Source organism: Patescibacteria group bacterium (genome assembly GCA_041665365.1).
GTDB lineage: Bacteria > Patescibacteriota > Patescibacteriia > UBA9570 > UBA9570 > UBA9570.
This window is the reverse complement of the sequence record JBAYIY010000010.1, coordinates 21,119-45,247: the sequence shown is the minus strand read 5'-3', so window position 1 is coordinate 45,247 and position 24,129 is coordinate 21,119. Positions and strand designations below refer to the sequence as shown.

Below are 24,129 nucleotides of genomic sequence, written 5' to 3'. Positions count from 1 at the left end.
GATATTTGCTTTTTCTAGCAAGGGTATCCATGATTTCTCCCCATTCCTTCTGGAATTTGCTAAACGTATACTGGCTACATTTCTTAATTCCCGCTCGGTGAATATTTTTGTGATGTTATTACTTATTTTGTATTGTTTGAGTCTTTTTTCGATAGCCGTGGGAATTATTTCTTTACGCAATACTTCATCAATTTTTAAATTAGAACTTTTTATTTTTGCTAAGGCCATTTCATAAAAATCCCAATCAATGAGATTTGGCAATTCGTCATATTCGGGTAATTCACATAATGGAGCAGTTGTTCCACATTTTTTCCGTGATCCATAATGTCTAATTACCATTTTTTTTCCGCCAATTTCAAAAAACTGAAGCTTCCTCTTAAAATCAATGTCGTTTACCAAAATTGCCAAATCTCCATTGGTCTTTATAGCTTCTTTAATACTTTTTAATTGGGATTCATTTATTTTTTCTCCGACTGTGAAATGGCCTGCGAAAATAATTGTCATAATATTTTTGGCGACTGTAATGTCATATAACTAGTTATTATGCGATAAATATGCTTAACAATAACTATATTTCGTATATTATACGAATTACTATTTAACTTAATAAAGTACGATTTCGGGAATATTATACCAATTTAAGGATCAAATGTATATGCAGGAACAACTGGCAAAAACAGAGCGCGGGCTAAGAATTAGAAACTATAGCTCAAAAACCATAAAAGCTATTTAACCCACATGTTTCAGCAGCTTCAAACGTGGAGTTAGTGTGATTGACACTCAGATAAGTATAATGTAATCATAGCAACAAGCTTAATTATCTCTTTTACTTTTATGCCAGAACCAGGCAGCAAACGTAGAATATTAGAAATTGGACCCGGCAGAAGGCCGATGCATCATCGTTCTCAAGAAGGCCTACAGATTGATCCTGATCAGGAAGAATACACGGCACTTGATCAACCGATAAACAAATTTGAGGCAGCGGTATGGGCAGCGGCCAAAGAAAAATACGGTGCTAGTATTAAACTAGTTCATGGGGATCGTGCAAATTTAATTGGAGTGGATAATGAATCGATACACGAGTTAGTAGCGCTTGGTTCTCATGGGGAGGACGATCCTAACATGGTAAAAGAATTCGATAGAGTGCTACAACCAGGCGGTTTATTACGTTTAGGGGTAGGTAAAAATTTTGAACAGCAACTATTGTTAACATTGGGTCAACAATTACGTACGCGTGGTTACGATGTTCTACAAACAGAGCGTTTGGAATATAATTATTTTCCGTCAGTGGATGCTCCACATAACCCTTACGTAGTTATTACATTCAAGAAACCTTCTTGATAGATAGGGATCATTCAGCGTCTTCACGTCCCCTCAGCGCCTCAGCGATCCTTGTTTTTTAGCTTGGTCAAGGTCAATTTGTGCACAGGATTGAACGTGTGAGTTAGTTACGCGGATCGTTGAAAAGCTGAATTATTTTATTGACATGCACTTAGGTAAAATGTAGTGTGTATTTACATGTCATCAATCGAAAGATTACATAGAAATAAAGTACAACAACCACCAGAAGTTCCAGTTGTTACTACTGTTGAAACCGGCCATCAACATGACACACCAGTTGATAATCATGTTGATAAAACTGCTGAGCGTACTGAGACAAAAATATCTGGTCGGTTTTTACGTAGAATGATGTTAGCCGTTGGCTTATTAAGTGAGGCCGTGGCTTTAGAGGAGATCACTTCACCAGATAATATGGAAGTAGCTGCTGCACAGGCACATCATCGTACCGTGATAGCCTTAGATTTATTACGAGATAATATTTCTACCACAGTAAAAGATGGTCAGATTGAAGAAGTAGATAAAACCAAAAGATTATTGGAAGGTAGAGAACCTGAACCAGGGGTTGAGCCACAGGCAAGACCACTTAATGAAGTATTGAAAGAAAGAAATATACCTCAAATTGGAAGAGAACTAGCATATCAAGACCCTATGCTAAGAGAGTTATTTACATTCTCTCCACGGTCAGCTGGGTTAGATAAAAAATATATTAAAAGTTTTTTGGATGAACCTGCAATGCATTTTCTTTATTATAATAATTATAATGATATGATTACTTTATTAGAAGAAGCGGAAATTTCCGCGGATGATTATGCTTTTTATCTTGAATTACCTAACAGACATATTACTTATGTTTTTTTAATTGATGGTAAATTCTATCCAAAAGGTTTAGGACAAAAAATGTCTTATACTATTCACTCTCTAGGTGTCAATGATAATAGTCAAAGTATATCTAATGGAATCAATGTTTCACATAGTTTTTCTGATACCACCAATGGCGATACAAGTTCAATAACCAGAGCGGTGGGTACAGCTATGGTTTGTGAAATTAATAATAATGTGACTGACAAAAAATGATCAACAGTTTTAGCGTTTCAATCTTTTAATTTCATCTCTTAATTTAGCGGCGTCCTCAAACTGTAAATTACTCGAGGCTAATTCCATGTGTTGTTCCAGATCAGCGATGTGCCAAGCCAGTTCGGCTTTGGACATTTTATCGGTTGGTAGTGTGTCAGTCATTTTATCCTTAGCGCCGGCTAAACGATCATCGCGGATGTGTTTTACAATACTCTGTGGAATGATGTGATGCTTAGTGTTATAGTCCGATTGTATTTGGCGGCGGCGGTTGGTTTCGTCAATGGCTTGTTTCATCGAGTCAGTCATGCGGTCAGCGTACATAATCACGCGGCCGGCTTCATGGCGGGCGGCGCGACCGATGGTTTGAATCAAGGCGGTAGCACTACGTAGGAAGCCTTCTTTGTCGGCATCTAAAATAGCCACTAAAGACACTTCGGGTAAATCTAAACCTTCGCGTAATAAATTAATACCCACCAGCACATCGAACACACCTAATCTTAAATCGCGCAGGATTTCTAAACGTTCTAAAGTATCCACATCTGAATGCAGATACTGCACCGCAATATCACGTTCTTGTAAAAACTCAGTTAGCTCTTCGGCTAAGCGTTTGGTTAAAGTTGTTACCAAAACACGCTGGCCAGATTTTATACGCTGCTCAATCTGGCTAATTAAGTGTGTCACTTGATCGGTGGTGCTATGTAATTCAATCACTGGGTCCAATAACCCCGTGGGGCGAATAATCTGTTCGGCTACAACTTGTGAATGATCTAATTCATATTGTTTCGGTGTAGCAGATACAAATAAAGTTTGTTTCATGTGTTGTTCAAATTCGGCAAATTGTAAGGGGCGATTATCTAACGCCGCCTGTAAACGAAAACCATAATCGACCAGGGTTTGTTTACGGGAGCGATCACCTTTGTACATACCACCAATTTGGGGGATAGTCATGTGTGATTCATCGATCATTAGTAAAAAATCATCCGGAAAGTAATCTAACAAAGTATAAGGAGCTTCACCAATGGCACGACGATCGAAATAGCGCGAGTAGTTTTCAATACCATTAACATAACCGGTTTGCTGAATCATTTCAATGTCATGATGAGTACGTTGTTGTAAACGGTGCGCCTCTAATTCTTTATCGAGTTTTTTTAATTGAGCGACTTCTTGAACCATATCGTGCTCGATCTGTTTTAAAATTTTTTGGCGGTTATCGACCGGAGCCACATAGTGCGTGGCCGGATAAATATCGACTGTGGTTAATGTGCCGGTAACATTTTTATTTAAGACATCAAATTCTTCGATGCTTTCAATATCATCGCCAAAGTAGTGTAAGCGCAGACCGGTAGTATCAGACATGGCCGGAAAGATTTCTACCACCTCACCTTTTACTTGAAAGGTGCCGCGTTTGAACACCAAATCATTGCGCTGATATTGCATGTCAACTAATTTGGTAAATAACTGCCGGCGCGGGTAAGTTTGCTTAGTTTTTAATGTGATACTAAAAGATTTATAAGTCACTGGCGAACCTAAACTATAGATACAAGACACTGACGCAACTACAATAACATCACGACGCGATAATAGAGCTTGCGTTGACGCATGACGCAACCGGTTAATTTCTTCATTGAGAGCGGTAGTCTTTTCAATGTAGGTATCCGTGCGTGGGATATAGCTTTCAGGTTGGTAGTAATCATAAAACGACACAAAATAATGTACCGCGTTGTTTGGGAAAAACTCACGAAACTCAGAAGCTAATTGGGCGGCTAAGGTTTTATTATGCGATAATACTAAAGTTGGTCGATCCAACTGTTGAATCACATTCGCCATGGTAAAAGTTTTACCCGAACCAGTTACACCTAACAGTGTTTGACCAGAGTGCCCTGCTGCAAAACTATCCACTAAAGCTTTAATGGCCGCTGGTTGATCACCGGTCGGCTGAAAACTACTTTGTAGCTGAAAGGCCATGTGGTTTGGCTAGTACGGTCATAAGGTATTGCATACTAATCGATTCTGGATGCAACACATAAGTCGCTCCGGCTTTATAAAACCGATCGATATCTATCAAGTGCGTAGCCAGTACTACCACCTCACATTTAATTTTAAAATGGCTGACATATTGTAATAAACTCATAGTCGAATCCATATAGGGCACGATCGAGATAATCATTTTAGCCGAATTTAAGTTGGCTAATTCCAAAATGTCTTCATCGCGCATATCACCATAAATATAATGCACGCGATGTTGATGAATTAAAGCAGCATTATCTGGGTTGTAATCAACAATCACTACCCGTTCACCGGCACTGGCAAGTTGTTTTACCAATGGGTCAACTGAACTGTGGTAACCAAATATAACCACATGTTGTTTACTTTCAACCGGAGTGTTGTCAGCCACATCAATGGTTGGAGTTGGTAATGGTAACAAACGTAATAAGGGTCGCATCCAACGGTAAATTTTATCGTTATGAGTAATCATGTAGGCCGATAAAACCATGGTGATTAAACCAATTACCGCAATCATCGAAACAATTTCTTGGGAAATTAAATTTTTCGATAGGCCGAGATTTGCCAAGATAAAAGAAAATTCACTAATTTGTGCCATGGTTAATCCGGCAAAAAAGGCGGTGCGTTCTTGGTGTTTGATCAAACGCAAAATAATGAACACAATTATTGGGTTACCAATTAAAACGAACAGAGATAATATCACGGCACTTAAATAGAGGTGGGGGCTGAGGGTTAGGGTTAACTGGCTACCTAAAAAGGTAAAAAACATGACAATGAAAAAATCTCGTAACGAGCGGATGCGCGCCGCAATCTCGTAGTTATAATCTAATGAGCCAATGGCTAGACCAGCAAAGAATACACTAATGGCCATTGGGTAGTGCCATAAAACCGCAATCGCCGCAAATAAAATACACCAACCAATGCCCCACAAAAATAATAATTCTTGCGAGCGACCAATAAACAAAAATATTTTACGAAATACAAATTTAGCCAGGACATAGGCTAAACTAGCAATCACCAAAGTTTTTCCGGCTACGGTAATAAGATCAAGCCAGGGAATACCACCTTTTACATTGTTACCAAAACTTTCTACTAATAACAAAGCTAAAATTGCGGCGAAATCTTGTAAGAGCAAAACAGACACCACAATCCGACCGTAGAGCGATTCCAGTTGTCTTTTTTCACTGAGTAGTTTTACTACAATGATGGTACTGGATAAGGTTAGTGTGATAGAGATGAACCAGGCCTCAACTACAGAAAAACCTAAACTCCAAGCTACTAACCAACCTACACAACCAGTGCCAATGATTTGCCCAAAGCCAGCTAATAGAGTTGGCCAGGAGAGAGTTTTAAACTTTTTAATATCCAGTTCAATGCCAACCACATATAATAGGAGGGCGATACCAAAAGTGGATAACACATCAATCAACTCGTGTGATTGAATAATATTTAGTCCCGCCGGACCCAACACCATACCCGCGCCAATAAAGGCTAAAATGATCGGTTGGTGCAGCAATTTTGCGACCAGCGCTAAAGCAGTACTGATCACAATGATGGCGCTCAGTTCGAGGAAGATAGATTCCATAAAGAGATACATTATAACAAAAAAATGTGTTATAATCAAGCGCGTGTTAGCTTTCCTATCCGGCACAATTCAACTGGTTCAACCCAGTAAAAAATACCTCATTGTTGTAGTACAGTCTTTAGGCTACAAAATTTTTGTCCCAGGCTCCGTGTTAAACAAGAGTACAGTTAACGATCAAATTGATTTATATCTCCATCATGTTATACGTGAAGATGTCAGTGATTTGTATGGCTTTGTTCAGCCGTCCGACCTGGCCGTATTTGAACAGTTGATTAGTGTGTCAGGAGTCGGCCCCAAAGTCGGGTTGGCGTTATTAACTGATTTGTCGGCCGATACTATTGTGCAGGCGATTAGGAGTGGTGATACGGCTATGTTGACTCAAGTATCCGGGATTGGTAAAAAAATTGCCGAGCGCTTAGTGGTTGAATTACGTTCCAGCCTTGATGCTACTGAACAGACTCCAACTACTTCTACCTTAGTCGAAGCGCTGCAACAACTGGGTTATTCTGTGCAAGAAATTCGTCAGGTTGTGCAACAACTCAATTCAGCTCAATCAACCGAACAACAACTAAAACAAGCTTTGAGTTTACTCAGTCATGGATAAATCGTTTTTACAATCTCCGGCGTGGGGTGAGGTTCAGACTAGTTATGGTCGCAAGATCAAATGGTTAGGGTCGACTTTAGCCATTCAGTACCCATTGCCGTTCCAACAACATTATTGGTTTATTCCGCAGGGTGATTATGTTGCTGGATTAGCTGATGGGGCGGTATTTGTGCGCTTTGAACCGCAACTCACACCCACACTTGGCCGTAAAGTTAACGATGTACATCCTAGTCATACTTTGATTACACCATTACTTTCTCCCGATATTATGTTAAAGAACATGAAACAAAAATGCCGGTATAATATTCATCTGGCTGAAAAAAAAGATATTTTAATAAAATCAGACACAGACAGTGAGACTTTTTATAATGTGCTGGTAAAAACCAGTTACAAGCAATCTATCAGACTCCACCCAAAACCATATTATGAAACCATGTATGAAGTTTTAAAAAAACATCACATGGTAAAAATCTACACCGCTTATTATCAAGACAAACCAATTGCCACAGGATTATTTATTTACCATGGTGACACAGTGACATATTTACACGGTGGTTCAGATTATAACTATCGCTCAATGATGGCGCCATATTTATTACACTGGCAAGTTATGCAAGCTGCCTATCAAGATAAATTTGCGTACTATGATTGGTTTGGCATTGCTCCAGATAATCAACTAAAACATCCGTTTGCCGGTATTACTCGTTTCAAACTTGGCTTTGGTGGTGAAATTATTTCTCGACCAGGCACATTTGAACAGCCGTTACGTCCATTATGGTATAATGCTTATAGTATAATGAAACATTTATGGATATAGTTATTGCGGCCGCCGGTAAAGGTACTAGGTTGAAAGAGTATACCACTGATATTCCCAAACATATCATAGCCGTGGCAGGCAAACCGTTCATTTATTATCTACTCGATGCTGTGGTTGAGGCCGGTTATCGGAGAATATTTGTGGTGGGCGGTTACCACATTGATAAACTAAAAAAATGTTTGCTTGAATACACCACTGAGGCTGAAATAATCCTGGTAGATCAAATACAATTATTGGGTGAGCAGTGCTATGGGACAACTTGTCCGGTGTTAGCTGTAAAAGATAAAATTCAAGGTGATCGGTTTGTTTACACTATGGGAGATCAACTTTTAAGTGTGGCCGACTTACAGGCCATGCAACAATCTACGGCCGATACTTTAGTGGCTGTTACTGAACATAATAATCCAGAACGTTATGGTGTGATTGAGTATAAATCCGATCACACGTTATCTCGGATTATAGAAAAACCCAGCCATCCAATTAGTCATGATATTAATGTTGGTCTTTATACCTTAACAAAAGATATTTTTCCGCTATTGGATAAAACCGCATCATCAAATCGAGGAGAGTCTGAGCTAACTGACGTGATTAATACTTTAGCCCGAGATCATACTGTGCGGGTGGTTAATTTACAACAACCCTGGTTAGATTTAGGGAGACCAGAAGATATCACGGCACTAGAACGATATTTAAAACCATGAAACAAACACACCTTGTCACAATTGGAGGAGGTTCCGGCCAATCATTATTATTGCGATATTTAAAACCATATCCATTAACACTGACCGCCATTGTATCTATGGTCGATGACGGTGGATCAACTGGAATATTACGAAAGAGATTAGGTGTTATGCCACCCGGTGATGTCAGAAGATGTTTAGTAGCCCTGGCGCACGACCCAAAACAGTGGGATAAAGTGATAAATCATCGTATGGCATCTGGACATACCATTGGTAATTTATTATTAGCCGGTTTGGAAATAAGATCAGGTTCAATTGCACAAGCTATAAAAACGATGAACCAATGGTTACAAATTTCTGGAAAAGTTTTACCTGTCACAGTTAAACCCACCACACTATATGCTGAATTAATGTCTGGCGAAATTGTTGTCGGTGAAACTAACATCGATGTACCAAACCAAACTAACCGGTCTCCCATCAGGCATATCTATCTCAAACCAGCTGTGCCAGCTTTACCCAGTGTAATCAAAGCCATTCAACAAGCTGATTATATTATTTTTACCATCGGTGATTTATATACCAGTATCTTGCCTAATGTCTTAGTAAAAGGTGTAACTGAGGCATTGCAGCATACTAGAGCTAAACTGGTTTATACCTGCAACCGTACTACCAAGTATGGTGAAACTAATTCTTACACCGCCGCTGATTATGCCAACACCATATCATCCTACATTGGACGGTCACTGGATGTAATAGTAGTTGATAAAACCATTAAAACAGATCGCACCACAAAACATCTAGTAAAATATAATCAAGTTGGATTAGAACAAGCCGGTATCACTGTGGTTGAACGAAATCTGCGTGCCACTGACCCTAAAAAAATTAACGGTCAAAAACTAGCTCGAGTTATCTATAAATTATGCCAACCATAATTTTTGATCTGGATCATACTTTATTAGATACCACTAGCTTTAAACAAGCGTTAGGTGAATCATGGTCAATAAATAATCCGGCTACTATAGAAGTGGTAAAAAATATTAAGAAATATTTATATTCAGATAGTTTATCAACCCTCCAATATTATCTTGATCATGATTATCATGTGGTAATTTGTACGTTTGGTAATATTACCTGGCAAACCCTAAAATTACAGTACATAAAATTTCCAAATAATATTCAAACTATTATTACAGATACAGATAAGATTAAGCATCTTGCCGGCTTTAATCAAACTGGTAATCTATATGTAGACGATCGAGGAGATGATATTGATCAAATCAAAATTGCTTATCCAAACCTGACCATGTATTGGATCACTCGACCCAATGGTGAACACACTACACCACAACCAACCTGTCAGCATTTTCATATTAATTCACTTAAACAACTAATTAAATAATTATGTATAATACAGAAAAAATTAATGGGGTTAGCTATACCCAATATCCTGAGATCAATGGCTATCACATCTATATTGATAGTTCCTTACATCAAGACTTAAGACAACATTTACATCATTTTTTAGAAGAACAAGAAGCAGACTGGTTTACTGGACACATCGGTATCCATGGACATTTTAAATACCCGGGCACTGGTAAGTTTTTTGAGATGCTTTGGAGAAGTAGTGATCACATTGCTGTGCTGGTTCACGATTCTCCAAGTTCCTAATGCAAATCTATTCGGTTTCTGAATTTGTTCATGGCGTCAATGAACTCCTGTCTGGCATTCCGGCCTGCGTGCAAGGTGAGGTGAGTAATTTTCATGTTACCCAAAATCGGTTTGTCTGGTTCGATTTAAAAGATGAAGCTAGTTACGTCAGTTGTTTTTTGCTGGCCTTTCAATTGGATCAGCCACTTGAAGATGGGATGGAGATTCAAGTATTTGGTAAACCAAATTTGTTTGTAAAATCGGGTAAGTTTCATTTACGCGTTAATAAAATTCAAGCAGTCGGAGTTGGCTCACTCAAACAGCAATATGAATTATTGAAAGCGAAATTAACCAAAGAAGGGTTGTTTGATCCAGCACGGAAACGCACGTTACCAAAGTTTCCACAACGCATTGGTTTGGTTACCTCAAGTGATGCGGCTGCTTATACAGATGTACTTAGAATTTTAAATAATCGTTGGGCTGGTTATGAAGTGATTCATTTTCCGGTTAATGTGCAAGGTAATCAGGCCGTGTCCAGTATTGTGGAGGCTCTACAATATATCAATCATGAGTATGCCAACAGTTTAGATGTAGTAATATTAACCAGAGGTGGCGGATCCATGGAGGATTTACAAGCCTTCAATGATGAGAGTGTCGTGCGCGCGGTCTTTGGTTTAAAAGTTCCCATTGTCACCGCCATCGGGCATGAGCGCGATGAAACTTTGGCCGAATTTGCCGCTGATCAACGCGCTGCAACACCAAGTAATGCCGCTGAACTAGTAGTACCAGATAAGCGTGATGTTCTAACGCAAATACACACCATGCTAAATGGCCAAGCCCAGAGTTTGGATCATCAATATAAACATGTATCTGAGAGAGTAAGTACAGCTGTGTTGGTGCTCTCGCAACACATTAAACAATACGATCAAAATGTTGATCAATTATTAGCGTTGTTACATTCCTACAATCCAAAACAAATATTAAAGCGTGGATATTCAATTACTCAATTTAAAAATAAAGTCATTACAAAACGTGCCCAAGTGACTTTAGGTGACCAAATTGAAACCATCTTTCAGGATGGTATAATTAAATCTAAAGTGCTATAATGCGGTTCTTATGACTAAGAAAACCAAGTTTGATTTTCAGAAAAACTACGATGCTTTAGAGCGTATTACTAATGATTTTGAAGCCGGTAAATATAATCTGGAAGAAGGTTTAACCAAGTTTGAAGAAGGTTTAAAATTGGCACGGGAATTAAAAGTCTATTTAGCGGAAGTAAACCAGTCTGTTCAGACTATTAAAGGAAAATATCGTGAGCTTACATCCGAAAGTAAAACCAAAAGCTAGAACGAGTGACAATGTTGTTGTCACTACTCAGGCAACACCAGAACGACTAGGCTGTCGCCGTTGGATTCGTCGTTGGATAATACGACTAATACTAATAATTATTAGTATACTTATTTTATTTGGAATTGGCTTTTATGTTACGCAGCCACGGTACTATCATATTTTAGTGATTGGTTCTGATCAGCGTACTAATGAACGTGCTCGCTCAGATGCCCTGATGATATTATCAATTCCAAAATCTAAGGCAGACCCAATGTCTTTAATGATGGTGCCACGTGATACCAAAATTGAAGATCCTGATTATGGTCTACAAAAGATTACCCATTTTTATGCCATGTGGGATGATAACACTGAGCGGATGGGTAATGCGGCTCTGACAACTGCACAAGTTGAGAAATTATTAGGCATTACTATGAATGGCACAGTCGAAATTACTTTTGATAGTTTTACAGAAATTGTCGATAGTGTTGGGGGTGTAGATATTAGTACTGGGCACGTGGATGGAACAGAAGCGCAAGAGTTAGTGCACAATCGGTTCGTGCAAGCTGAGGGAGATTTCGGTCGCGCGGCTGAACAGCGCGAAGTTTTTCAAGCAGTTTTAAAAAAAGCCAAAAACCCGTTGGTAGCGCAACGTCTGTACAATTATTTATCAAGCAGTGATCGCTCCAGATTAAATTTATCTCAATCTAGTTTAATGTCATTTGGTATTGCTTATTTAATTGGACACCGTAGTTTTAGTTTACCAAAGATGGAAGAAGTGGTTTTACCAGGTGAGGGGCAACGCATTTATACACCATCATTTGGTAAATCCCTGTATTATTGGGTGCTCGATGAAGCGGGAACAAAAGATCTGGTAAATAAATATCTCAGGTAGGTAATGTTTAAGATATCTCCGTTTAAGCTGACCATGTATGAAACCTGTCCGCAACAGTATAAGTTTACTTATGTTGATTATTTGGGGGATGACTATAAAACTCCTAAACCGTATCTAACTATGGGGGCACATGTGCATAATAGTTTGAAGGATCTTTATGAAAAATATTTACCAGTGGAGCGTAATTATGAAGTGCTAGAAAAGCTGTTACGTAAGCGGTGGAAAGAAAATAGAAAAGGCTTTACTGATTTAGCTGATGAAAAAAAATGGGGGATTAAAGCCCTGCAGATGTTAAAATTATTTTCCTATAAAACTGATTTGACCAAAACCCCAGTCATGCTAGAAAACTATTATGATACTGACATAGCTGAAGATATAAAAGTATTAGGGCGGATAGATCGGGTAGATGAAGACCCTGAAGGCTTACACGTGATCGATTATAAAACCGGTCAGTTTAAAGAAGATGAAGTGTCAGACTTACAGTTGGCTGTGTATGCTCTAATTATTCAAGCCAATCAGCCCAAACCGGTCTATAAAGCGTCTTATTTTTATTTAGCCAGTAATCAATGGTATAGTATAGACATCAGTGACGATCTGTTTGAGCCGATCAAAGAAGAACTAATTGAGAAGGTGAATCAGATTAGAACCGACACACAATTGCTGCCGCGCATAAGCTCGCGCTGTAAACATTGTGATTTTATCGAAATCTGTCCTAAATCAGCTCAAGCTAAGCAATATGTCAAAAGCTAGTATCGTTTACGATCTGGAAACCCAAAAAACCTTTGCGGAAGTGGGTGGGTTTAACCAAAATAGTAAATTAGGTGTGTCATTTATTGGTTTGTATTCCTATACTCAAAACCAATATTTTAGTTTCTATGAACCAGATATTCCAAAATTGGAAGCAATTTTGAATACCGAAAAACCGACTATAATTGGTTTCAATTCAATTTCTTTCGATAATGTGGTACTGCAACCATATTTCAAAAGTTTACAAATCGCTACATTACCGCAAGTAGATATATTGGCAGACATTCATCGCACTTTGGGTTTTCGGATGAAACTTGAAAGTGTCGCTCAGGCCACACTCGGGGAAGGTAAATCCGGCAGTGGATTAGATGCGATTAAATATTATCGCGAGGGTAACATGGCGGCTCTAGCCAAATACTGTTTAGATGATGTGCGTATCACAAAAGATGTTTATGAGTATGGTTGTCGGCATGGCTATATTCTCTATACCTCCGGCGGTGAATTATTTCGCATGCCAGTGCAATGGTCAACTACACCTACTGTGCAGCAACAACTACACCAGGCGTTCACTGAACATCAGCCAGTTGAGTTAACTATCTTGCAACTTTCTGATTCAGCCCGAACCATTTTAACAACCAAGGCTGACTTACTTGATTTGACCGACCGAACTGTGACGGTGTATTCCTATCGTGATAATGATAGACGCGATTATCAACTCGATCGGATTTCTGATGTGACTGTGTTATCCGGGAAATCTTCTTATCAGGAACGTCTCCTCTAGATATTTTTGGAGAGACAATTGAGTATAAACTAAGAATACTTGGACCAAATACCTCCACTAGTAATTTTTCCGGCACAGTTTTAAATTGGCCAACGGTTAGTACATGCATAGAGCGAAGTACTTTGGCAGTACGGCGCCCAATGCCTGGGAGCATTTCTATGGGAACTGTGCTTGTTGATGAAAACGACATATAGCAAATTTTTGTCTTTATATATATTTACGAATTATTCCCAAAACACGACCCTGAATAATAACATTACGGACACGAATTGGTTTATAGTTTTGGTTACGCGGTTGGAGACGAACATAATTTTTCTCTTTGTGAAATTCTTTTAAAGTAGCACTACCATCTTCAAGTAAAGCTACGACAATGTCACCATTACTAGCATAATCTTGTTTCTGTACTACTACATAATCACCATCGGTAATTAGACTCTCAATCATTGAATCACCCTTCACTTTAAGAACATAAGCATTTTTATTATCGATCATATGTCTGGGAACAGTCAGGGTTTCAGTCCGTTCTTCGACAGCTTCAATTGGGTAACCAGCGGTAATTAAACCGGCAATGGGTAGTTCCGCCATACTGCCGGCAATGTATGGTTCGCTAGTGGACACTTTAATATCCCGCGCCTTACCATAGTTGCGTTCAATCATACCCATGTCTTCTAACTCAGATAAGTGTTGATGAACCGTTGACGAGCTACGTAATCCAAGTTTTTTTCTTATCTCCTCCAGAGTAGGGTAGTAACCCTTACTGGTTTGGAAGGACTGAATAAAATCTAGAATCTGTTTTTTCTTTTTGGTGAGTGCATTCATGTGGATAACCTTAACCGAATAAAAACCGAACGTCAAGTAGGGCTGTGGATAACTTCGGTATTTGTTCGGTAGACCTCTCCTCCCCGGCCCTCCTCTCCTTCAGAAGGAGAGGAGGGAGAAAGAAGAATGCAAGATTATGTTTCATTTTATTCCCTCTCCTTCTGAAGGAGGGGGGTTAGAGGAGAGGTCTTAAGGAAGGGCTTGCTATATATTATTTTCTGTGCTAATCTAGTTTCAGAAAGAGCGCGGCCTGGGTTTGGGGTCGCGTTTTATGTTTGTACGTACACAAAAAGAATATAAACAAATTCAGTTGCAACATAAGCTCACGGAACGAGCTAAGTTATTTCGTCATCAATCAACAGTCGCTGAAAATAAATTATGGCAGCGTTTACGACGACATCAGTTAGCCGGTTTTAAGTTTCGCAGACAACACCCGTTATTTCAATACATCGTTGATTTTTACTGTTTTGAATTACGTTTGATTATTGAAGTTGACGGTAAAGTTCATGAGAATCAAATACCACATGATATAGAGCGAACTATAATACTAGAGAGGCATGACTTTAAAGTATTACGATTCACTAATGATCAAGTGATCAATGATATAGAGACTGTGATCGATGTTATACAAGGATATTTTTAATATCCTTCATTCCCCTCTCCTTCAGAAGGAGAGGGGCTAGGGGAGAGGTCTATCTCTCTCTCACCCCATTTTTACTAAATCGTCGTGATATTTTTCTTCGTAAATTTGCCAAATACTAAGTAGTAGTGCGGTAATAACTGGGCCAATCACGACACCGGATAAACCGAAGGATAATAACCCACCCAAAGTGGCGAACAAAATAAATAAGGGATGCATCTGAGCATCTTTTCCGACCATGGGTCCACGAATAAAATTATCAATCGTGGTGGCAAATAACCAACCAATTAAAACAATGACCGCTGGCCACCATTGACCCATTATGACGAGAGTTATTAGCGTTGGTATCAAAACCAAAGAGGTGCCAACACCAGGAATAATAGAACAGACAATCATAATCACTCCCCAAAATAATGCCCCGGGCACGCCGGCCAATAATAGTGTAATACAACCAGCCGTGCCTTGAATTACTCCAATAACAATCGTCCCTTTTAAAGTAGCGCGGGTAGTTGAAACAAACCGATCGTATAAACGTTCTTCATAGGTATCACCTAATGGCAACAAATGCATAATCGTTTTTAAAAAGTGTGAACCATCCTTCAAAAAGAAAAATAATGTATACAACATTATGAAGAGCTGAATTAAAACCCGGGCTGTGTTTTGGCCGGCAGTGGTAATAAAGCTGTAAATATATTTAGATAAATCAGCTCCAACACTGGTTAATTGTTCAGTAATGTTAATACTGCCAAAGCGTTCGACAATAAATGGAGTATTCAATAAATTTTGCAGATAAGTGTTGATAGATACAAACGTGTCTTTATTACCAAAGGTTTGATATACACCGATGGCTTGTTGCACTACTAACCATACCAAACCAGCTAAAGGTATAACCACAATTAAAACAATAATCAACTCAGTTAACCCAGCAGCCGCATTATCATGCTTAAATAATTTATTAATCCGTTTATAAAGTGGATGAAACAAAGCGGCCATCACAGCCGCCCAGAATACTGGGTAGATATAAGCCTGTATCATCCAAATAAAAAGTAGGGTAATACCGATTAAAGCGCCTAAAAAAATCCGGGCTTGAATGGTTTTAAATGGTATGGCCATGGTCATATATTTGTTTCACGTTCAGTTAATTCGCCGACTAAATTAGAATGATAAAGACGTTTGATATCGTCATGGTTTGAGGTTTGGCCTAACACCCACATGAGTTTAATTAAAGCCGCCTCACTGGTCATATCTTGAGCCGATAAAGCGCCTAACTGTTTAGCAAAAAAACCACCCTGGTAGCGTTCATATTCGACGGCGCCATAAACACATTGTGTGGCAATAACAATGATGATGTTTTGTTCACTAATATGTGTTAGAGCGGCTTGAATACCATCATCACCGAGCGGGAAATTGCCCGTTCCATAACCTTCAATAATCACAGCTTTGGTGCGCGCCGGTATCATATCCAAAATAAGTGAGGTACTAATACCTGGGAATATTTTAATCACCACTACATGAGTGACCATATTGGTTTGTAAATGTAAGGTGGCGCTGCGACGGTTAATGCAATGATCAGAAAATCTGAGTTCTGTACCCACTTCACATAATGGTTGGATGTTTGGAGAAACAAACGCATCAAAACTAAACGGAGACATTTTTTTAGAACGATTACCGCGGAGCAAAGCATGTCCTAATAAGATGCAGACTTCAGATAAGTCCGTGCAGGCTACTTGAACGGCATGTAATAAATTAGTGACACCGTCTGAGGCAATTTCAGAAATGGGTAATTGTGAGCCAGTTATAATCACTGGCTTACTTAAATTACCCAGCATGAATGATAACGCCGTAGCGGTGTAGGCCATAGTGTCGGTGCCGTGTAAGACTACAAAACCATCGTAGTCTTGATAGCGATCATTGATCGCCTCGGCGATAAGTGTCCAATGATGTGGCGTCATGTCTGAACTATCCAATTGAAACAAAATGGCATGATCGATATTGGCGATTTGGTTTAGAGCCGGAACATATTGGTCGATTTGCTCCCCAGTCATATTGGGCGCTAACACACCAGTGGCGGTTTTGGCCATAGTGATGGTGCCACCGGTATGAATAATACAGATTCGTTTCATGGCCACTAGTATAACATTTTATAATGAATTGGCTATTCCGAGATAAAATGAAGTTAAAAAAATAGTTGACAATTTCGGTTTTTTCAAGTATGGTATATGCAATGAATCGAGCCTGGTTAGCAGTTGGAACCGTTGCTATAGTTGTTTGGCATAGTGCTATACCAGTGCTGGCTGATGATTATGTTCCCAATGAAGTTTTAGTGCAATGGAAAGATCAACCGGCCAGTACCACTGAACCTTTTACTATATTACCGGTCGAAGATGTGCCGACAGCGCTGACTGTTTTAAGCCAAGATCCGCGGGTGCAGTTGGTTGAACCAAATTTTAAACGGTATCTATCAGTTTTACCGAACACTTTACCGCTTGATCCGTATTATCCGAGCCAGTGGCATTTAGAACAAAATAGTGATGTTGATATTGATGCGGCAACCGCCTGGAATAGTACCACCGGTGACAGTGCCATTATTGTCGCCATTATTGATACTGGCATCGATCCTGATCATCCGGATTTAGTTGATAATATTTGGACAAATTCTGGTGAAATTCCTGATAATAATATTGACGATGACGGTAACGGTTACGTGGATGATGAGCACGGTTGGGATTTTATCAATCATGATAATAACCCGTCGGCTCATCCCACATCCGATTCATTTAGTTCTACCTATGTGCGTCATGGTACGCACGTGGCAGGTTTAATTGGTGCCACCGGTAATAATAGTGTGGGTGTCACTGGCGTAAACTGGACAGTTTCATTAATGCCGTTAAAAGTGTTTACTGAAAATGGTGAAAGTGATGTATCGGCTGTTACATCAGCGGTTAATTATGCCATAGCCAATGGGGCTGATGTGATCAGTATGAGTTATGGTGGAACCAGTTTCAGTGCAGCCGAACAAGCCGTGTTATTAGATGCCTCCAATGCTGGTATTGTGTTAGTGGCCGCTGCTGGCAATGAACTTTTAAATTTAAATACCATACCATATTATCCAATTTGTTATGACAATGTGATCGGGGTTGGTGCGACTGATAGTAGTGATGACATGGCCTGGTTTAGCAACTATGGGGCAGATTGCGTTGATTTGGCGGCACCGGGTGATAATATTTTAAGCACTTTTTATGTCGATGCCGATATCCAATTAGATTTGACCGATGAGTATGGTTATATGTCCGGCACCTCCATGGCCACACCGATTGTGAGTGGTGCGGCCGCTTTATTATTGGCCGCTGATAACACATTAACCCCAGCTGAAGTAGCCGCCGCTTTGCTAAATAATGTTGACGATATTAATGTCCCAGCATTAGGTGCCGGCAGATTAAATGTGGCACAAGCGCTTGCTACGGTTGTGGCGGAGGCTGGTCCGTCAGCTGTGGATATAGAGGGCTATGGTTCGTCTTCTAAACAAACACATCTAACATCCGGTGTGCGCACAACTGATGCCACTCCGTATTTTTATTGGTCGGAACCGCTCAGTCCAGCCGACGTGGTGGGCTACTATGTTTATTTTGGACAAGACAGTGTTGATCCGGTAACAGCTGGTGTTTTACAATCCAATCGATCTTATCTGCCAGTTGGTTTACTTAGCGGTAATGAAAAATATTATGAATTGCGCGTAAAAACAATTGACAGTGAAAATAGGGTGTCGGCTTTAGCACAATATAATTATGTCATTGATACTATCGTTAAACGTCCGGCTTGGCGTATTATTAAAGAAACAACCACTGGCGTTGAGTTGCGTTGGTATAAACCAAAGAATGAACATGTGGTTGGTTATAAAATCTATCGTTCCCGGATTCGCTCTGGCCAATATAAATCATTTGGTTTGACTGTGAAAAAGACCTCTTATCTCGATACCAATGTGTTACCGGATAAGCGGTATTATTATAAAGTGCGAGCGATCGATGATTTAGGTAATATTAGTAGTATGAGTGAAATAAAGACAATCAAATTATGATAGTGATAGTTGTAGGATACGTGGCTATTTTAGTGCTGTGGTTAACCATTTTTTTTGTGCACCCACCGCATCGAGCTACGTGGTGGTTATTATTGGCTAGTGTCGTGGTCGGTGTCGCCTGGTTTATGCAAAGTATTTGGTTGTCTTTTTTTGGCATGTTAGCGGCGCTCACCTCAGTGTCATATATTTTTCAAGTGTTAACCGATTGGCTAAGAAAAAGACATGTGAATCGAGTGAATTTAATTGTTTGGTTAGAATGGTTATTGGTATTTTCCGTAACAGTGGCTCACATGTTAGTGTTGATGTTAAATTATATTCATGAAGCAGCTAATTAAACGGCTGTTACCGGCCGCAGCGATAGATTTATATCATAAATGGTTTGCCCGTTTAGCGGCACGGCGTTATGGTTATCCGTCAGAAAAAATTACCATCATTGGTGTGACCGGTACCAAAGGTAAATCTACCACTTGTAATTTAATTTGGTCGCTCCTCACTGCGGCGGGTTATAAAGTTGGTATCGCTACGACCGCTAATTTTAAAATTGGTGATCAAGAGTGGTTGAACCCAACCAAGATGACGATGTTGGGGCGCAGTCAATTACAAAAACTCTTAGCCGATATGGTACAAGCCAACTGTCAGTATGCGGTGATCGAAACCTCCTCTGAGGGGATTAAACAATGGCGGCATTTAGGCATTCATTATGATGTGTGTGTCTGGACAAATTTATTTCCTGAACACATTGAAGCACACGGTAGTTTTGAGGCCTACAAACAAGCCAAACTGGAATTGTTTCACCATCTTGTGCGTTTACCAGTCAAACGACCCAAGGCCGTAGTGTTGAACGGTGACAGTGCCTACAGCCAGGAATTTATTGATACTGCCACCGTTCCAACTAAAATTATTTGGACGCGTCATGGTGAGCCTAATGCTAACTTGACCATTACTAATGTCGTTGAAGCCAGTGACGGTTTAAAATTTACCGTGAACGATTATCCCATGACGAGCCAGTTATTAGGTGAATGGAATTTAGATAATATTGCCTCAGCCATTGGCGTGGCTCTAACACAAGGCTTAGACTATCCCACGATTAAACATGGTTTAGAACAAGTGAAATTAATACCAGGCCGGATGGAACGAATTGATTTCGGTCAGCCCTTCACTGTGATTGTCGATTACGCTTATGAACCAGTCAGTCTAAGATTACTTTACTCATTTTGGAGAAAGTTAAAACCTAACCAGAAATTAATTACCCTAATCAGTAGTACTGGCGGTGGGCGAGACACCTCGCGTCGGTTCGAGAACGGCAAAGTGGCTGGTGAGTTGTGCGATTTTGTTATCGTCACCGATGAAGACCCGTATGATGATGACCCAATGGTGATTATGCAGCAAGTGGCTAAGGGTGTGGCTGCTTCAGGAAAAATCGACCAACAAACTTATTGGGTTATCCCTGATCGTCGCGTCGCCATTAAACAAGCTCTCCAGTTAGCCAAACCCGGTGATATTGTCTTTTTAACCTGTAAAGGCGCCGATCAAAAAATCTGCCGCGCCAAAGGGAAGAAAGAACCCTGGGATGATCGCACGGTGGCAAGAGAAGAATTGGGGAGAATCTGTGGATAACTAATTGACAATCACCCCGGCTATACCCTTGACACTTGTCAAGCTGGATTGTAGAGTAGCAAAGATCTTTTGACTCGAACTTGTGTTGCAAGAAGCTCAAAAAACTTTATTCACTATCACTCTATTAGCCCGAGTGACGATGTCAAACTACAACTAACTTAACAAATACCGCTACTAGTGGCTCTAGTAGTGGCTTATTTTTTATCTCTCAACCCTATGGCAAATGTCAGTGATATACCGTCCTTTCGCAAGACCTTCGCGCCCATCCATGACGCGACGAACTTGCCTAATTTAATCGAAGTCCAACGCACTTCCTATGCCTGGTTTTTAGGTGAAGGGTTAAAAGAGCTGTTCGATGAAATCTCGCCCATTAGTGATTTTACCAGTCGTGATTTGGAGCTGCACTTTGATGACTATTACTTGGATGAACCACGCTTTGATGAAAACATGGCTAAAGCCAAAAACGTCACGTATGAAGCCGCGTTGCGTGTTAATACCCGCTTAGTTAATAAGCGCTCAAAAGAAATTAAAGAGCAAGAAGTCTATTTAGGTGATTTCCCACTTATGACGGATCGTGGGACATTCATTGTCAACGGCATTGAGCGGGTAGTGGTATCACAGTTAATTCGGTCGGCTGGTGTGTTTTTCACCTCAGAAAATATTCGCGGACGCAATTACTATGGTGCCAAAATTATTCCGAACCGCGGTGCCTGGTTGGAATTTGAGACCGACGCCAACAATGTTATCTATGTTAAGATCGACCGTAAACGTAAAGTGCCTATCACATCATTATTGCGGGCGTTTGGTTACTCCAATAACACCGACATTATTCCACTGTTCCAAGATGTTGATACCGATGCTGAGAATAAATATATTGAAGCCACTTTAGCTAAGGATATTTCCAAATCTGAAGGGGAAGGTTTAAAAGAAGTCTATAAACGCATTCGTCCAGGCGATTTAGCCACCGTGGATAATGCCCGGGGTTTGATTCATGCCATGTTCTTTAATTTTAACCGCTATGATTTTGGTCGCGTCGGCCGTTATAAAATCAACAAGCGGTTCATGTTCGATCAAGAAATCAGTCCGAAAACACGGGTTTTAATGCGCGAAGATGTGATTGCCGTGGTGCAAGAAATTATCCGTTTAAATAATAATCAAGAAGAAGCTGATGATATTGATCATTTGGGCAATCGGCGTGTTCGGGCGGTGGGTGAGTTAGTACAGAATAAATTCCGCATTGGTTTAGCGCGCATGGAGCGCATTGTGAAAGATCGCATGAGTACCAAAGATATTTCTACCTTAACACCCGGTCAGTTGATTAATGCTCGCCCAGTGATTGGTTCAATTCGCGAATTTTTCATGAGTTCACAGTTATCTCAGTTTATGGATCAAACCAATCCATTGGCGGAATTGGAACACAAGCGTCGGTTATCGGCCATGGGTCCAGGTGGTTTATCGCGCGAACGCGCTGGGTTTGAAGTGCGTGATGTGCATCGCACTCATTATGGTCGCATCTGTCCGATTGCTACACCGGAAGGACCAAACATTGGTTTAGTGGGTCATTTAGCTTCCTACGCTCATGTTAATGCCTATGGTTTTATTGAAACACCTTATCGTAAAGTTATTAAAGATCCTAAGAAAAAAACCGCACATGTTAGTGATGAAATTGTTTATGTTGATGCTTTTGAGGAAGAACGCTCTGTTACTACAGCGGCGACTGTTGATTTAGATGACAAAGGTAATTTCTTGAAAGAAAAAGTGGAAGTGCGTAAATATGGTAAACCAGAAATAGATTATGTCTGGAACATTGATTACGTTGATGTCTCGCCGAAAGAAATTATTTCTGTGGCTACCGCTATGATTCCATTTGTGGAACATAATGATGCGGTGCGCGCTTTGATGGGCACAAACATGCAACGCCAGGCGGTGTCTTTAGTGCGCCCGGATGCTCCAATTATTGGCACAGGTATGGAATTCCGTGCTGCGGTTGATTCTGGCCAGGCCATTGCCGCTAAACATGCCGGTGAAGTGACCGAAGTGAGTGCTCATAAAATTATCGTGAGCGGCAAAGAGGGCATTGATACTTACAATTTAGGTAATTTCCTTCGTTCTAATGCCTCGACCTGTATGAATCAGAAGCCAATCGTAGAACCGGGTATGAAAATAAAAGCCGGTGATGTGTTGGCCGATGGTGCTTCCACCCAAAATGGTGAATTAGCTCTAGGGCAAAATGTCTTAGTGGCTTATATGCCGTGGGAAGGTGGTAATTATGAAGATGCTATCTTGATTTCTGAAAGAGTTGTACAGCAAGATAAATATACCTCCATTCATATTGAAGAATATACCATTGATGTGCGTGATACTAAACTTGGTCCGGAAATAGTCACACGTGATATTCCAAATGTGTCCGAGGAAAAATTAAAAGATCTTGATGAAAATGGTATTGTGCGCATTGGTGCCCAAGTTAAATCTGGTGATATTCTCGTCGGTAAAATTACACCTAAAGGTGAAACTGAATTATCCGCTGAAGAAAAATTATTGCGCGCTATCTTTGGTGAAAAATCTAAAGACGTCAAGGATTCTTCTTTATACTTAGAACATGGTGAACACGGCAAAGTAGTCGATATGAAAATGTTCTCCAAAGATAATGGCGATAAATTACCCTCCGGTGTAATTCGAACGATTCAAATTTCCATTGCGCAATTACGCAAAATTCAAGTCGGTGATAAAATGGCCGGTCGGCATGGTAACAAAGGGGTTATTTCTAGAATCGTTCCAGTTGAAGATATGCCTTATATGGAAGATGGTCGCCCTGTGGATATTTTGTTAAACCCACTCGGTATCGTTTCTCGTATGAACCTCGGTCAGGTTTTAGAAACTCATCTTGGTTTAGCGGCCTGGTCACTTGGTTATAAAGTAGCCGCCATGCCATTTCAAGGTGTTTCAGAAACTGATATTAAGGCCGAATTGAAAAAAGCCGGTTTCCCAGAAGACGGCAAGATCGTGTTAAACGATGGTCGCACTGGGGAAAGATTCATTCATAAAATTACTTGCGGTATTGCCTACATGTTGAAGCTAAATCATATGGTGGATGACAAGATTCACCAACGTTCAATCGGGCCATACTCATTGGTTACACAACAACCATTAGGCGGTAAAGCTCAATTTGGTGGTCAGCGCTTTGGTGAAATGGAAGTCTGGGCGCTAGAAGCTTACGGTGCTGCTCATATGCTTCAAGAAATTTTGACGATTAAATCTGATGATGTACCGGGTCGATCAAAAGCCTACGAAGCTGTGATTAAGGGCGAACCGATTCATAAAGTGAACGTACCGGAATCTTTCAATGTGTTAGTACGCGAACTGAAAGGTTTAGGTTTATCTGTTGAATTATTTTCTCAAGATGGTCGGGTATTAGGGAGCGAAGTTGATACCGAAACTCCAACACCACCTGAGCCAACTGAACAACTAACCGCTTAA

Annotated in this window: 24 protein-coding genes; 18 read left to right on the top strand and 6 right to left on the bottom strand. The window is 40.1% G+C overall.

What is annotated here, in order from left to right:
* On the bottom strand, positions 1-504 hold a 504-nt coding region (locus WCV88_05175; GenBank protein ID MFA6475559.1), incomplete at its 3' end, for a hypothetical protein.
* Positions 505-834: 330 nt separating this feature from the next.
* On the opposite strand from WCV88_05175, the gene WCV88_05170 reads away from it, so the two are divergent.
* Together WCV88_05170 and WCV88_05165 are read left to right on the top strand one after the other, a co-directional pair.
* Complete coding sequence (locus WCV88_05170) at positions 835-1,341, top strand: hypothetical protein (GenBank protein MFA6475558.1); 507 nt, start codon at positions 835-837, stop codon at positions 1,339-1,341.
* 177 nt (positions 1,342-1,518) lie between these two features.
* Positions 1,519-2,415 carry a hypothetical protein gene (locus WCV88_05165; protein MFA6475557.1) on the top strand — a complete coding sequence of 299 codons (897 nt, stop codon included), beginning with the start codon at positions 1,519-1,521 and terminating at the stop codon, positions 2,413-2,415.
* A gap of 9 nt (positions 2,416-2,424) precedes the next feature.
* Here WCV88_05165 and uvrB read toward each other — a convergent pair whose 3' ends face one another.
* Positions 2,425-4,380 (bottom strand): excinuclease ABC subunit UvrB, encoded by a 1,956-nt coding sequence (gene uvrB, locus WCV88_05160; protein ID MFA6475556.1) that lies wholly within the window; start codon positions 4,378-4,380, stop codon positions 2,425-2,427.
* Positions 4,358-6,004, bottom strand: a complete 1,647-nt coding sequence (locus WCV88_05155) for a cation:proton antiporter (protein ID MFA6475555.1) — start codon at positions 6,002-6,004, stop codon at positions 4,358-4,360. Before WCV88_05155 ends, uvrB begins: the two co-directional genes overlap by 23 nt.
* A 43-nt stretch (positions 6,005-6,047) precedes the next feature.
* Here WCV88_05155 and ruvA point away from each other — a divergent pair, with 43 nt between their 5' ends.
* From ruvA to WCV88_05100, 11 genes are read left to right on the top strand one after another with little or no spacing between them, the layout of a single operon-like run.
* On the top strand, positions 6,048-6,608 hold the full coding sequence (ruvA, locus tag WCV88_05150) for a Holliday junction branch migration protein RuvA (protein ID MFA6475554.1): 561 nt from the start codon (positions 6,048-6,050) through the stop codon (positions 6,606-6,608).
* The gene (locus tag WCV88_05145) at positions 6,601-7,425 is read left to right on the top strand and encodes a peptidoglycan bridge formation glycyltransferase FemA/FemB family protein (GenBank protein MFA6475553.1); all 825 of its coding nucleotides are present in this window, start codon (positions 6,601-6,603) and stop codon (positions 7,423-7,425) included. Before ruvA ends, WCV88_05145 begins: the two co-directional genes overlap by 8 nt.
* Entirely contained in the window at positions 7,416-8,126 is a 711-nt protein-coding gene (locus WCV88_05140) for a sugar phosphate nucleotidyltransferase (protein ID MFA6475552.1), read from the top strand. Before WCV88_05145 ends, WCV88_05140 begins: the two co-directional genes overlap by 10 nt.
* Positions 8,123-9,037 carry a gluconeogenesis factor YvcK family protein gene (locus WCV88_05135; GenBank protein MFA6475551.1) on the top strand — a complete coding sequence of 305 codons (915 nt, stop codon included), beginning with the start codon at positions 8,123-8,125 and terminating at the stop codon, positions 9,035-9,037. Before WCV88_05140 ends, WCV88_05135 begins: the two co-directional genes overlap by 4 nt.
* Positions 9,025-9,504, top strand: coding sequence for a hypothetical protein (locus WCV88_05130; GenBank protein ID MFA6475550.1), 480 nt, complete (start codon positions 9,025-9,027; stop codon positions 9,502-9,504). The genes WCV88_05135 and WCV88_05130 overlap by 13 nt, the downstream gene beginning before the upstream one ends.
* Before the next feature lie 2 nt (positions 9,505-9,506).
* A complete protein-coding gene (locus tag WCV88_05125; protein ID MFA6475549.1) occupies positions 9,507-9,773 on the top strand; it encodes a hypothetical protein in 267 nt (88 codons plus the stop codon).
* A complete protein-coding gene (gene xseA / locus WCV88_05120) occupies positions 9,773-10,858 on the top strand; it encodes an exodeoxyribonuclease VII large subunit (GenBank protein ID MFA6475548.1) in 1,086 nt (361 codons plus the stop codon). The genes WCV88_05125 and xseA overlap by 1 nt, the downstream gene beginning before the upstream one ends.
* 10 nt (positions 10,859-10,868) lie before the next feature.
* The gene (gene xseB, locus WCV88_05115) at positions 10,869-11,099 is read left to right on the top strand and encodes an exodeoxyribonuclease VII small subunit (GenBank protein MFA6475547.1); all 231 of its coding nucleotides are present in this window, start codon (positions 10,869-10,871) and stop codon (positions 11,097-11,099) included.
* A complete protein-coding gene (locus WCV88_05110; GenBank protein MFA6475546.1) occupies positions 11,065-11,973 on the top strand; it encodes an LCP family protein in 909 nt (302 codons plus the stop codon). The genes xseB and WCV88_05110 overlap by 35 nt, the downstream gene beginning before the upstream one ends.
* Positions 11,974-11,976: 3 nt before the next feature.
* Positions 11,977-12,723, top strand: coding sequence for a PD-(D/E)XK nuclease family protein (locus WCV88_05105; protein ID MFA6475545.1), 747 nt, complete (start codon positions 11,977-11,979; stop codon positions 12,721-12,723).
* Complete coding sequence (locus WCV88_05100) at positions 12,710-13,501, top strand: ribonuclease H-like domain-containing protein (GenBank protein MFA6475544.1); 792 nt, start codon at positions 12,710-12,712, stop codon at positions 13,499-13,501. Before WCV88_05105 ends, WCV88_05100 begins: the two co-directional genes overlap by 14 nt.
* Before the next feature lie 207 nt (positions 13,502-13,708).
* On the opposite strand, the gene lexA is transcribed toward WCV88_05100, so the two are convergent.
* Positions 13,709-14,320, bottom strand: a complete 612-nt coding sequence (gene lexA / locus WCV88_05095) for a transcriptional repressor LexA (GenBank protein ID MFA6475543.1) — start codon at positions 14,318-14,320, stop codon at positions 13,709-13,711.
* 271 nt (positions 14,321-14,591) lie between these two features.
* Between lexA and WCV88_05090 the strand changes: the two genes are divergently transcribed.
* The gene (locus WCV88_05090) at positions 14,592-14,963 is read left to right on the top strand and encodes a DUF559 domain-containing protein (GenBank protein MFA6475542.1); all 372 of its coding nucleotides are present in this window, start codon (positions 14,592-14,594) and stop codon (positions 14,961-14,963) included.
* A gap of 60 nt (positions 14,964-15,023) precedes the next feature.
* Here WCV88_05090 and WCV88_05085 read toward each other — a convergent pair whose 3' ends face one another.
* On the bottom strand, positions 15,024-16,079 hold the full coding sequence (locus WCV88_05085) for an AI-2E family transporter (GenBank protein MFA6475541.1): 1,056 nt from the start codon (positions 16,077-16,079) through the stop codon (positions 15,024-15,026).
* Positions 16,076-17,083 (bottom strand): asparaginase, encoded by a 1,008-nt coding sequence (locus WCV88_05080; GenBank protein ID MFA6475540.1) that lies wholly within the window; start codon positions 17,081-17,083, stop codon positions 16,076-16,078. The genes WCV88_05085 and WCV88_05080 overlap by 4 nt, the downstream gene beginning before the upstream one ends.
* 89 nt (positions 17,084-17,172) lie before the next feature.
* Between WCV88_05080 and WCV88_05075 the strand changes: the two genes are divergently transcribed.
* The 4 genes from WCV88_05075 (at position 17,173) to rpoB (ending at position 24,129) form a co-directional block, all read left to right on the top strand.
* Positions 17,173-19,035 carry a S8 family serine peptidase gene (locus tag WCV88_05075; protein ID MFA6475539.1) on the top strand — a complete coding sequence of 621 codons (1,863 nt, stop codon included), beginning with the start codon at positions 17,173-17,175 and terminating at the stop codon, positions 19,033-19,035.
* Complete coding sequence (locus WCV88_05070; GenBank protein MFA6475538.1) at positions 19,032-19,370, top strand: hypothetical protein; 339 nt, start codon at positions 19,032-19,034, stop codon at positions 19,368-19,370. Before WCV88_05075 ends, WCV88_05070 begins: the two co-directional genes overlap by 4 nt.
* Positions 19,354-20,652 carry a UDP-N-acetylmuramoyl-L-alanyl-D-glutamate--2,6-diaminopimelate ligase gene (locus WCV88_05065; protein MFA6475537.1) on the top strand — a complete coding sequence of 433 codons (1,299 nt, stop codon included), beginning with the start codon at positions 19,354-19,356 and terminating at the stop codon, positions 20,650-20,652. Before WCV88_05070 ends, WCV88_05065 begins: the two co-directional genes overlap by 17 nt.
* 216 nt (positions 20,653-20,868) lie before the next feature.
* A complete protein-coding gene (gene rpoB / locus WCV88_05060) occupies positions 20,869-24,129 on the top strand; it encodes a DNA-directed RNA polymerase subunit beta (GenBank protein MFA6475536.1) in 3,261 nt (1,086 codons plus the stop codon).